This window comes from Streptomyces sp. NPDC002817, from assembly GCF_053592055.1.
This window is the reverse complement of the sequence record NZ_JBSFUY010000059.1, coordinates 1-11,753: the sequence shown is the minus strand read 5'-3', so window position 1 is coordinate 11,753 and position 11,753 is coordinate 1. Positions and strand designations below refer to the sequence as shown.

Annotated in this window: 10 protein-coding genes; 6 read left to right on the top strand and 4 right to left on the bottom strand. The window is 70.2% G+C overall.

Annotation, left to right across the window (positions count from 1 at the left end):
* The first annotated feature begins 122 nt into the window (after positions 1–122).
* On the top strand, positions 123–1,067 hold the full coding sequence (locus tag ACWD3I_RS47160) for an SMP-30/gluconolactonase/LRE family protein (protein WP_365410033.1): 945 nt from the start codon (positions 123–125) through the stop codon (positions 1,065–1,067).
* Between the two features lie 68 nt (positions 1,068–1,135).
* On the opposite strand, the gene ACWD3I_RS47155 is transcribed toward ACWD3I_RS47160, so the two are convergent.
* Entirely contained in the window at positions 1,136–2,617 is a 1,482-nt protein-coding gene (locus tag ACWD3I_RS47155) for an aldehyde dehydrogenase family protein (protein WP_365410036.1), read from the bottom strand.
* A 219-nt stretch (positions 2,618–2,836) separates the two neighbouring features.
* On the opposite strand from ACWD3I_RS47155, the gene ACWD3I_RS47150 reads away from it, so the two are divergent.
* A complete protein-coding gene (locus ACWD3I_RS47150) occupies positions 2,837–3,628 on the top strand; it encodes an IclR family transcriptional regulator domain-containing protein (RefSeq protein ID WP_365410039.1) in 792 nt (263 codons plus the stop codon).
* A 53-nt stretch (positions 3,629–3,681) separates the two neighbouring features.
* Here ACWD3I_RS47150 and ACWD3I_RS47145 read toward each other — a convergent pair whose 3' ends face one another.
* The 3 genes from ACWD3I_RS47145 to ACWD3I_RS47135 form a co-directional block, all read right to left on the bottom strand.
* The gene (locus ACWD3I_RS47145) at positions 3,682–4,593 is read right to left on the bottom strand and encodes an SDR family NAD(P)-dependent oxidoreductase (protein ID WP_365410042.1); all 912 of its coding nucleotides are present in this window, start codon (positions 4,591–4,593) and stop codon (positions 3,682–3,684) included.
* 143 nt (positions 4,594–4,736) lie between these two features.
* On the bottom strand, positions 4,737–5,438 hold the full coding sequence (locus ACWD3I_RS47140) for a response regulator transcription factor (protein ID WP_365410069.1): 702 nt from the start codon (positions 5,436–5,438) through the stop codon (positions 4,737–4,739).
* Positions 5,372–7,024: a GAF domain-containing sensor histidine kinase gene (locus tag ACWD3I_RS47135; RefSeq protein ID WP_365410045.1), complete on the bottom strand. Its 1,653-nt coding sequence runs from the start codon at positions 7,022–7,024 to the stop codon at positions 5,372–5,374. The genes ACWD3I_RS47140 and ACWD3I_RS47135 overlap by 67 nt, the downstream gene beginning before the upstream one ends.
* A 368-nt stretch (positions 7,025–7,392) precedes the next feature.
* Between ACWD3I_RS47135 and ACWD3I_RS47130 the strand changes: the two genes are divergently transcribed.
* The 4 genes from ACWD3I_RS47130 (at position 7,393) to ACWD3I_RS47115 (ending at position 11,598) form a co-directional block, all read left to right on the top strand.
* Positions 7,393–9,033 carry an AMP-binding protein gene (locus ACWD3I_RS47130; RefSeq protein WP_365410048.1) on the top strand — a complete coding sequence of 547 codons (1,641 nt, stop codon included), beginning with the start codon at positions 7,393–7,395 and terminating at the stop codon, positions 9,031–9,033.
* A 301-nt stretch (positions 9,034–9,334) separates the two neighbouring features.
* A complete protein-coding gene (locus ACWD3I_RS47125; protein WP_365410051.1) occupies positions 9,335–10,084 on the top strand; it encodes a PIG-L deacetylase family protein in 750 nt (249 codons plus the stop codon).
* A gap of 71 nt (positions 10,085–10,155) precedes the next feature.
* Entirely contained in the window at positions 10,156–10,419 is a 264-nt protein-coding gene (locus ACWD3I_RS47120; RefSeq protein ID WP_365410054.1) for a hypothetical protein, read from the top strand.
* A 144-nt stretch (positions 10,420–10,563) separates the two neighbouring features.
* The gene (locus ACWD3I_RS47115) at positions 10,564–11,598 is read left to right on the top strand and encodes a PDR/VanB family oxidoreductase (RefSeq protein ID WP_365410057.1); all 1,035 of its coding nucleotides are present in this window, start codon (positions 10,564–10,566) and stop codon (positions 11,596–11,598) included.
* The last annotated feature ends 155 nt before the right edge of the window (positions 11,599–11,753 follow it).

Below are 11,753 nucleotides of genomic sequence, written 5' to 3'. Positions count from 1 at the left end.
ATGGACCGACGAGAGTCAGGACATTCGTCGCTGTGCACAGATACTTGAACTCTCAAGAATTAGTTCAGGAGCCCAGCCGGACCGGCACGGCCCGCGTCTTGTTTTCCGTGGAAGGACGATCGATGACAGGTTCTCTCGCACGCAGGCAGCTTCTCGGCACGGGCATCGCCCTGGGAGCGACGGCCCTGATCGGCGGTACGGCACAGGCCGCCCCGGGCACCGCCCGGTCGTGGCCCAAGGAGTTCTCGCTGCCCAACGGCTGGGGGCCGGAGGGAGTCGCGATCGGCTCCGCGCCGTACGCCTACTTCGGATCGATCGCCACCGGCGGCGTGTACCGGGTGGACCTCGCGAGCGGCAAGGGCATGGTCGTCCACCGCGGCCTGGGACGCATGACGGTCGGACTGAAGACCGACTCCTGGGGGCGGCTGTTCCTGGCGGGCGGCAGCAGTGGCGAACTGCGGGTCGTCGACGCCCACAGTGGTGCGCTGCTCGCCAACCACGTCGTCGCCGGAGAGAACAGTTTCGTCAACGACGTCCTGCTCACCCGCGACGCCGCCTGGTTCACCGAGTCGTTCAGCGCACAGCTCTTCAAGCTGCCGCTGGGCAGGCAGGGCCGCATCGGCGCCCCGGAGAGCCTCACGCTGAGCGGTGACTGGGTGCAGTCCGGGTTCACGTCCAACGGCATCTCGCTCACCCCCGACGGCAGCGCCCTGCTCGTCACCAACGCGGCCGCGGACGGCGGTTCGCTGATGCGCGTCAACCCCCGCACCGGCGTGGCCCGCAAGGTAGACCTGGGTGACACGACGCTGCCCAGCGGCGACGGGCTGGTGCTCGTCGGCCGCACTCTCTACGTGGTCCAGCCCAACCCCAACCAGGTGGACGTGATCCGGCTCAACCGGTCGGGTACGCGGGGCACCGCGGTCGGGGTGATCAGGGACGACCGCTTCGACCTGCCCACCACGGCCGCCGCCTACCAGGGTCGGCTGTACCTCCCCAACTCCCGCTTCACCACCCCGGGCCGGGACGAGAACACCCCTTACAACGCGGTGTCCGTGCCGTTGGTGTGACGTACGGCCGGAGCACGGCTGGACCCCGTCCGCTCGAAGCGGGCGGGGTCCAGCCGTGCTCGCGGTTTCTATCCGTGCCTGGTGATGGTGTGCGCTTCGGTGAAGGAGAGCAGGCCGTCGGGGCCCATCTCACGTCCGATACCGCTCTGCCGGAAGCCGCCGAACGGAGCCCGGTCGTCGCACGCGACAGCGTTGGCGTGGTTGATCCACGTGGTGCCGGTACGCAGCCGTTCCGCAAGGCCCGCCGCGCGGGCGGCATCGGCGCTCCAGACCGAGGAGCACAGTCCCGACCAGTCGTTGTTGACCTGGTGCAGTACGGAGTCGACGTCGTCGAAGGGCAGGATCGGCAGGGCGGGGCCGAACTGTTCCTCGGTGACGATCCGCAGGCCGGTGTCCGGATCGAGGACGAGGGCGGGGCGCAGGTAGTGGCCCTGGGAGACGGCCGCGCCGGGGGCCAGGGTGCCCAGTTCGCGCACCTCGGCTCCGGCTCCGGCGGCCTGGTCGAGCATGGCCGCCACCTTGTCACGCTGGGCGGCGCTGTTGAGGGGGCCCATGGTCGAGGCGGGATCGTCTCCGGGCCCCACGCGCTGGGTGTCGAGGGCGGAGGAGAGCGCGTCGACGAGTTCGTCGTAGCGGGAGCGGTGGACGTACACCCGCTTGACGGCCATGCAGACCTGGCCGCTCGTCAGGAAGGCACCCTGGACGAGCCGTCCGATGTGCTCATGGTCCAGTACGGCGTCGTCGAGGACGATCGCGGGGTCGTTGCCGCCGAGTTCGAGCGTCACCGAGGCGAGGTTGTGTGCGGCGGCGGCCATGATGTGCTTGCCGGCGGCCGTGCTGCCGGTGAAGACGATCTTCCGTACGCGAGGGTCGGTGAGCAGCGGGGCGACGGCTTCGTTGCTGCCCGTCACGACGTTCAGCACTCCGGCCGGGAGGCCTGCGGCGAACAGCTCCAGCGTGCGCACCATGGCCAGCGGCACGGTGGGCGGGGGCTTGACCACGGCCGTGTTCCCGGCGAGCAGCGCGTACGGCAGGCTCGCTCCGAGGATCGCGATCGGCCAGTTGAACGGCACGATGACGGTGACAACGCCCATGGGGAGGCGGTGGATGTACGAGGTCAGCGGCGGGCCGTCGAGACGCCGCACCTGGTCCAGGGAGTCGACCAGGTCGATCGCCGCCCTGGTGCGGGCCACGAAGACCCCCATCTCGATCTGGCTCTCGAAGGAGATCTTGCCGTTCTCGCGGGTCATCAAGGCCGCTCGCTCGGCCTCACTCACGTCGAGCAGGGTGAGCGCCTCGCTGATGATCTCGGCTCGCCGGCGGACGGGCATCGCGGCCCAGGCGGGGAACGCGGCATCCGCGGCCGCGACCGCCGCGCGGGCTTGCTCGAGGGTCGCCGCGGCTGCGTGGCCGACGACCAGGTCGGGGGCGGCGGGGTTGCGGACGGCCGTCCACGCCTCGGTCTCGACGGTCTTGCCGTCGATGAGCAGTCCGGTCCGGACGGGCGCAGCCCCGGTCACCTGCGGTGCTGTGGGGATTCTTTCGGACATGCGACTCTCCTGGAAGGATCAAGAAGCGCGGGAAAGAAGGACGTGCGACGCGTGGCGGACAATCATCCGCATGGCGGACATGGCGGCTCAGGTTCCCTGTGGAGAATTGACCGTGTCAACCCCTCGGATGCGGAAGCCTCGCAGGCACCGCTGTCCGCATCGCGGACACACGTTAGGCTGGCCGGTCATAGACCACTCCGACCGCAGCCGAGGAGTCACGTGCCACGCCACGGAACAGGACCGGATTTCATCGAGGCACTGGCCCGAGGGCTGGAAGTCATCGCCGCGTTCCGGCCGGGACACCCGCGGATGTCACTGGCTCAGGTCGCCGGCGCCACCGGACTCGCCAGGCCGACCGCCCGCAGGATTCTGCTGACTCTGGAGGAACTCGGCTATGTGCGCTCGGGCGAGACAGGGTTCGCACTGACCCCCCGGGTACTCGAACTCGGGGTCGCCTACGTACGCTCCATGGGCTTGTGGGACATCGCGCGGCCCCACATGGAGCGGCTGGTGGAGCGGACCGACGAGTCGTGCTCCGTGGCCCAGCTGGACGGATCGGACATCATCTATGTGGCCCGGGTGGCCGTCCCGAAGCTGGTGACCCTGTCGGTGCAGATCGGAACGCGGTTTCCGGCACTCCAGACCTCCCTGGGAAAAGTTCTGCTGGCGGCACTGCCGGCCGATGAGCTGGAAAAGGTGCTCGACGAACCCTCACGCTCGGGGCTGACGCCGTCCTGGCAGCCCGGCCCCGACGAACGCGACGCGGTCCTGCGCGAGGTGCGGGCTCGTGGGTGGGCGCTGACGGACCAACAGCTGGCGCCCGGCATTCGGTCGGTCGCGGCCCCGTTGCGTGACGGCTCCGGCCAGGTCATCGCGGCACTCAACGTCAACTGCCACGCGGCCGAGACATCGGTCGAGCGGCTTGTCGAGGAGCATCTGCCGCTGCTGCTGCAGACCGCGGGAGACATCAGCGCGGATTTCGCCCGCGTCGCCGCCGTCCCGCAGACCTGAGCAGCCACTGCACCTGGCACGGACTGAGGGCCCTCGGAAGGGCCGCGTGCGCCTCACGCCTCCTCAAGGGCTTCCAGATCGAGGGGTGTGGGCCTGAAGTCCTGGAGGCGGTCCGCATAGGTGCCTGAGAAGAGTTCCGCGACCGATCCAGCGGTCCAGCCGCCCTGCCCGAACCGCTCCTCGACCTCACCGGGGTGGGTCCACAGGGCGATCCGGTCGCCTCCCGCCGCGATGGCCTGTCCGGTGACGTGGGCCGACTCCTTGGACGCGAGGTACACGATCACCGGTGCCACGTCCTGCGGCGATCCCAGCCCCTGGCGCCGGATGGCGTCGGGAACGGGCTCCCCCGCGTCCACCTGCGCCACAAGGTCACCGACCCGGGGCATGGTCGCCACCATGCGGGTCAGCGCGGTCGGCACGATGGCGTTGACGGTGACATCGATCTTCGCGAGCTCGAGCGCCCAGGTGCGCGTCATCGCGACGATCGCGCCCTTGGACGCCGAGTACGCGGTCTGGCCGAAGCTGGCGCGCTGCCCAGCCGGTGATCCCACCAGGATGAGCCGACCACCCTCGCCCTGTTCGCGGAAGCGGGCAGCCGCCGCACGACCACAGGTGAACGTACCGCGCAGATGGCTGTCGACGACGAGGTCGAAGTCGTCGTCGGTGGTATTGCGCAGGGTCCGGTCACGCAGCGCACCGGCGTTGGTGACCATCACGTCCAGTCGGCCGAACTCGTCGACCGCGCGCCGCACCAGCGCATCGGCGAACTCGGAACCTCCGACCGCACCGACATGAGCGACGGCTGTTCCGCCCGCATCCGTGATCAGGTCGGCCGTCTCCGTGGCCACGTCGGCGTCCAGGTCGTTCACGACGACGGCGGCACCCGCCGCGGCCATCGCGCGAGCATAGGCACGTCCCAGGCCTCGGCCCGAACCTGTGACGATGGCGACTTTGCCGTCGAGCATGCTGTCCTCCTGAACTGGGGGCGATAGGGCGACTCCCCTGAGCGTAGGAACGCCCGGGCCCGTGAGGATCCCGCTGATGACGGCACCTGCGGCCGACCTGTGTCCCGGCCGGTCCGGGACATCCGTCGCGGTCGGCAGGGCGGTCAGCCCTTCGGGGGCACCAGTCCTTGCCGCACCGCGAGCAACGCGGCCTGGGTGCGGGAGGTGAGCCGGAGTTTGCGCAGAACGTTGCTCACGTGGGTGCGGGCGGTGCGCTCGCTGATCACCAACTCGTCGGCGATCTGCTGGTTCGACCGGCCCTCGGCGACCAGGACGAGGACGTCGCGTTCCCGGCCGGTGAGCGAGGCGAGCCCGGTCGGTGGCGACACGATCTCCTGGGTGAGTCCTCTGGCCACCGCGGGATCGAGGAAGACCTCGCCCCGGGCGGCCGCGCGGATCGCGGCGACCACCTCACTCGCGTCGGCGTCCTTGAGCAGGTAGCCGGCTGCGCCCTGCGCGAGCGCCGCATGAACGCGTTCCATCTCGCCGAAGCTGGTGAGCACCACAACCCGGAGACCAGGGTGACGCTGTTTGATCGCTCCGATCGCCGTCGCCCCGTCCATCTTGGGCATCAGCAGGTCGATCAGGACCACGTCCGGCAGTTCCCGGTGAACGGCCATCGCGTCGAGCCTGGTGAGTGCCTCCTGGCCGTCGGCGGCCTCCGCGGCCACTTCCATGTCGTCCAGGACTTCGAGATAGGCGCGGATTCCGCGGCGTACGACGGCGTGATCGTCGACGATCAGGACCCGGACCGGGCGGGGTTCTCCGTTTCCCGCAGCGGAACCGCCGCTGGGATGCTCCCTGATCCCCCCGAGCCCGGGGGCGACTCCGGCACTCGTACGGGAAGGGGTATGACGACCCGTACGGTCGTGCCGCTCCTCGCGCCGGATCTGATCCTCATGGTGCCGCCCCATCGCTCTGTCCTTTCCCGCATGGTCCTCAGTCCGTAGCCGTGGTGTCCGGTGGCCGTGGCCGCCTCGCCGCCCTCGTGCTCCTGTGCCGCTCTTCGCCCGCCGGATTCCGTGATCCCTCGGCCGTCGTCGCGGATGACGGCGGTAAGGGTGTGGTCGTGTACGGCGAGGCGGATGGTGACGGTGGTGGCCTCCGCGTGCTTGACCACGTTGTGGATGGCCTCCCCCACGATCCGGTACATGTCCTCGGCCAATTCCGGTGCGACCGTGTCCACTTGGTGTCCGCACTCCAGCCGGATGCTGAGGCCCGTCCGATTCTCGGTGCTTTTGACGAGCGTGGTCACCGCGTCCTCAAGACCAAGCCGGAGGGAGGAGGCGGGACGCAGTTCGTGCACCATGGCCCTCAGGTCGGCGAGGACGGTTCGCGAGAGGGACCCGACCTCGTCCGCGAAGGCCCGGACCGCTTCCGCCGGCACCGCTTTGTCCCGCGCGCCCAGCACTCCGACGGCGTTGGCCTGCATGCCGATGGAGAACACCTGCTGCACGATCGAGTCGTGCAGGTCGCGGGCGAGGCGCTGACGCTCGTTGCGGCGGGCGCCCTCGCGCTCACGCTGAAGCAGCGTGGCGTAGTCGACGGCGAGAGCGGCCTGTTCCGCCATGGCGGCGAGGAACTCCAGGGTCCGGCTCCCGATCTCCTGCCCGGGGGCGAAGTAGGCGTTCAGCACCCCTTCGGGACGACCGCGCGCCATCAACGGCACACTGACGAAGGAGTCCCAGTTCAGCTCCCCAAGGTAGGCGTGCAGCGGTTCCCAGGCCGGGTCCTCGAGGATCTGGGCCCACCGGTGCGGGACGACGATCGGCCTGCGCTCCTTCAGGGTGTCCAGCATGCACAGCCGGGCGCCCCGGTCACGGCACTCCAGCAGACGGTCGAGGAACGCGTCCCAGTGCCGCAGTCCCGCGGAGCCCATCAACCGCAGTTCCCGGCCGGTGCTGTCGAGGGTGAGGATCTGCACGCCGGCCAGGCCGTCCGCCTGCACGATCTGCTGGGCCACAGCGTCCAGTGTGGAGCCGAGCGAGCCCTTTGAGGCCAGTGCGATCGACGTCCGGGCGATCGCCGCGATCCTGCGCTGCCGGTGCCATTCGTCGGTGACGTCGCGGAACGACACCACCGTGAACTTCGGGTCGGCCGGCAGACTGCGGGCGCGGTAGGCGAACTCACGTCGAGGTCCGCGGGCGGGCTCCCAGTGGGCCACCTGCTCGTCCGACCCGACCTCCAGCAGCCCCGCGCGACACTCGGCGGCTCCCTCCACCAGGGTGAACGGGGACGGCGCACCGACGAGGTCGCCCTCTGCTTCCGCCCGAAGCAGCGCGGCCGCCGCCGGGTTCAGCCGTACGAACCGGCCCACGCAGTCCAGAACGGCGAGGCCGTCCGGCGCGACGGCGGCGATGTCGTCCCACCCCACGAGCGGCGACGCGGACATGACCGATCTCCCTCAACATCGACGAAGAACCCGCCCGCAGACCTGCTGTGCGACAGGGACGCGTCCGGAAACCGCGGGCCCGCGTCGTACGCGCCGGCCGGTTTGCGGACGAAGGCGACTTGCGCCCGGCCACAGCATCGTAGCCCGGCGTATTCGAGGTGGTCCTACGTCATTCGACCTGTTCGTCGGCAGGTCGAAACGCCGAGCCGCTTCAGTCATTGCTCGCGTTCCCCCCGGGCAGCGCGCTGCCTAGGTTGAGACAACGCCCCGCGGATCGTTACTCCCCCAAATGGATCCGCGGGGCCCTACCAGCGGCCTGCTCGGCCGCGCGCTCCGCGTAGGCCATCGAGGACGAGGAGGTCCGAGACGTGAACGTGTCCATCGGCACGGTCTGGGAGGCGGTTTGCCGCGCGCTGCCCGACGCCGTCGCCATCACCGAACCCGGCCGTGAGACCACGTACCGCGACTTCGACGAGCGCGCGTCACAGCTGGCCGCCGCACTGGAAGCCGCCGGGGTGGGCGAGGGCGACACCGTGGCCTGCTATCTCTACAACGGCGCCGCCTACCTGGAGACGGTCTTCGCCGCCTTCAAGCTCGGTGCCGTACCGGTGAACGCCAACTACCGCTACACCGGCGAGGAACTCTCCGAACTGCTCACCGACGCCGACGCCGCCGCGCTCGTCTTCAGCGGCGCCTTGGCCGACCGCGTCACGCATGCCGCGAAGCATGTGCGCACACTGAAGCTGATGGTTGGGGTGGGCGAGCCGCCCGCCGACCGTCCAGGCTGGCCCGCGGTACCCGAACTGGAGGAGCTGCTGAGGGCGCACGCGCCGCGCGAGCCTCAGCGACGCCCCGGAACGGACCAGCTGTTCATGTACACCGGCGGGACCACGGGCAAGCCGAAGGGTGTCATCTGGCAGCTGAGCGACCTGCTGCACGCCCATGTGGTCCCGTTCTACCACCCGCTCGGAGTCACCGAACTCCCCGCAAGCCTCGACGAGGCCGTGGCCGTCGCCGTCAAGGCACGCCAAGAAGGCCGCGCGCCGACCACGATGCCCGTCGTCCCCCTGATGCACGCCACCGGGCTGTTCAACACCATGGGCGCTCTGATGACAGGAGGCCGGGCGGTCACCGCACGAGCGGGCGGCCTCGATCCGGAACATGTCTGGCGCATGATCGCCGAGCAGCGGGTCGATACGGCCGTCATCGCGGGCAACGCCGTGTGCCGTCCGCTCGTCGACGAACTCCTGCGGGCCGAGAAAGCCGGGACGCCGCACGACCTGCGCTCGTTGCGCAGGATGATCAGCTCCGGCACCGCGCTCAGCGATCCGCTCAAGAGGGCACTGCACGAACGTGCCGACGTCACCATCACCGAAGCCATCGCATCGAGCGAAGGGGGCCCTTTCGCCTTCGCGATCACCTCCTCGGCAGAGGATCTGCCCTCGCGTTTCCGCCCCGTTCCGGCGACGCGGGTGATCGGCTTCGATGACCGCTTTCTCGAACCAGGCAGCGACGAGACGGGCGTCCTCGCCTATTGCGGGCCCATGCCGCTCGGCTACTACAAGGACACCGAGAAGAGCGCGAAGGCGTACCGCACCATCGAGGGGATCCGGTACGCGATCCCCGGCGACCTGGCCCGACTTGAGGCCGATGGCGCGATCCGGTTCCTCGGACGCGGTTCGGGCGTGATCAACACCGGCGGGGAGAAGGTGCACCCGCAGGAGGTGGAGAACGTACTGCTGGGGCATCCCGAGGTGACGGACTGTGCCGTCGTCGGCGTCCCCGACGAGACCTGGGGCGAGCGTGTGGCGGCCGTCGTGGCGGTCCGGCCGGGCAGCAGCGTCACCGGTGACGAACTGCGCGACCTGGTCCGGCAGAGTCTCGCCGGATACAAGGTGCCGCGTTCCCTCGTCCTGACGGACAGACTGCCGCGGACCCCGACCGGCAAGCTCGAGACCGCCTGGACCAGGAAGGCGGCCCAAGAAGCCGGCTCGCACGACGGAATGTGACCGTGCCGCCTGCCTCAGCTCGCGCGGTGGCGACCTGCTTCGAGCATTCGCAGGGCCTCCACCGCAGAGGCGACACGGGTCCTGCAGGGCTGCTTCGGCCGCCGTCCGGTCCTTGGCGATGATCGCCTCGATGATCCGTCGGCGCTGGGACAGCGACACACGGCCCGCCCCGGCACCAGCCGAAGTGCCGACCTGACGTCGGCTCGGCCGGCGCCGAACCGTTCGCAGGGGCCCGCCCCCTCCACAGGGGCACGGCACTTCGCACCACGCCGCCCACCCCACTCGATCCCAAGGAGTCCTGATGACCTCCCACACCTCCGCTCCGTCCGAAGGAGCGCTGCTGGTGATCAGCGCGCACGCAGGCGACTTCGTCTGGCGGGCCGGCGGCGCCATAGCCCTCGCCGCCGAACGCGGCCAGCGCGCGAAGGTGCTGTGCCTGAGCTTCGGCGAGCGCGGCGAGTCCGCCCGGGCCTGGCGGGACGGTCTCGCCCTGGACGAGATCAAGGCGCTGCGCCGCGCCGAAGCCACGAACGCCGCGGCCGCACTGGGCGCGGAGATCGAGTTCCTGGACGCCGGGGACTATCCCCTGCTGGAGACACCGGAGTTGGTGGACCGCATCGTGCGCGTGTACCGGGAGGTGGACCCCGCGGTCGTCCTCACCCACACCCTCGCCGATCCCTACAACGGCGACCACCCGGCCGCCGCCCGCATGGCGCTCCAGGCACGCGTGCTGGCCCAGGCGGTCGGCTACGACGCGCCCGGCGAACCGCTCGGCGCTCCCCCGGTGTTCTTCTTCGAGCCACACCAGCCGGAGCAGTGCGACTTCAAGCCGAACGTCCTGCTGGACATCACCCCGGTCTTCGACAAGAAGCGCAAGGCCATGGAGTGCCTGGCCGCCCAGCAGCACATGTGGGACTACTACACCGACCTCGCCAAGCGGCGCGGCGTCCAGCTGAAGCGCAACGCCGGCCCCAACCTCGGCCTCTCGCACGGAACCATGGGAGAGGCGTACGTGCGGCTCTACCCGCAGACGACGGGTGTTCTGGCGTGACGGCACAGAGCGGGACGAGTGTCCGTGGGGCTACGCACATCTGGGTTCCCTTCCGGGACACGTCCCTTTACGTGCAGTTCGCCGACGAACCCGACGGAGCGAACGGAACAGCCCCGACGTACGACCGCCGGAGCCTGCTGACCGATGCCGTCGCCGAAGACGCGCTGACACGCGACGACCGCTACGGCGTACCGATGTGGCGCACCGACGTCCGACGGCTGCACGCCGTCGTGGAAGCCCTCTGGAACGAGGACGACCGCCAGGTGCGAATCCATCTCGACCAGGCTCCGCGGCCCGACGGGGATGCCGGGACACCCGGCCCGCGCGACGGATGACGTAGCCGGGGCCACGACCATGCGCCGCCCCGGTCCGGTCATTCGAGCGATGACCTGGGCGTTCTCCGGTGGCTAGCGTCGATCGTGGCGCCGCCGACCGCGGCCGGAGCGATCCCTGCCGACCGTACCGAGGAGATGACGAACGTGACGAGCCCTCCAACCGCCGCCCCGGACACGCACACCCTCGGTTTCGCCGAGGCCGGAACGCCGTCCGCCGCCCGGCGCGGCCCCGAGTTCGAAGGCACCGCCACCGTAGTGACCCGCCGGACGGTGGCGGACGGTGTCATGGCGCTGGAGCTCGCCACCGGCTCCGGCGAACCGCTGCCGCCCTGGCAGCCGGGAGCACACATCGACGTCGTCCTGCCCACGGGCGACACCCGGCAGTACTCGCTCTGCGGCCCGTTGACAGACACGGCCCGCTGGCGCGTGGCGGTGCTCCGGGAGCCCGACGGACGCGGCGGATCGCAGTGGATCCACGACCACCTCGTGGAGGGCGGCGAACTCCGGCTGCGCGGCCCGCGCAACAACTTCCCGTTGCGGCCGGCGGCCCGGTACCTGTTCGTCGGCGGCGGCATCGGCATCACCCCCCTGCTCCCGATGATCGCCGAGGCCGAGGCGACGGGCGCCGAGTGGTCCCTGCTCTACGGGGGCCGCACACGCGCGACCATGGCATTCCTGCCCGAACTGGAGGGCTACGGCGAGCGCGTGACCGTACGTCCGCAGGACCAGTACGGTCCGCTCGACCTCACCGGTCACCTCGGCGATCCCGACCCGTCCGCCCTGGTGTACTGCTGCGGCCCCGCGGGGCTCATCGACGCGGTCGAGACCCACTGCGCCGGCTGGCCGGTCGGGGCGCTGAACGTCGAGCGGTTCGCGGCGGCCGTGCGACAGCCGCCGGACGATGAGACCGAGCAGCCGTTCGAGGTGGAACTGCGGGCGTCCGGGACGACACTGACCGTGCCGCCCGGGCTGTCGGTCCTCAAGGCCGTGGAGCAGGCGGGCGTCCCTGTCCTGTCGTCCTGCGAGGAAGGCGTCTGCGGCTCGTGCGAGACCTCCGTCCTGGAGGGCGAGGTCGACCACCGCGACTCACTTCTCACCGACGACGAGCGGGCAGCGAACGACACGATGCTCATCTGCGTCTCCCGCGCGCGGGGCCGACGCCTCGTCCTGGATCTCTGACACTTCGTCAATTCGACAGTCGGACTGCCCTGTTGGGCCGACGTCATAGGAAGGACTGACTTGACTTCCTCCCCCGCCTAAAGGCGGGGGATTCCGGCGGTCGCCCGCTGGGGTTCCTGCTTCAGCGACGACTGCCCCGTCCGGGAGGATTCCCG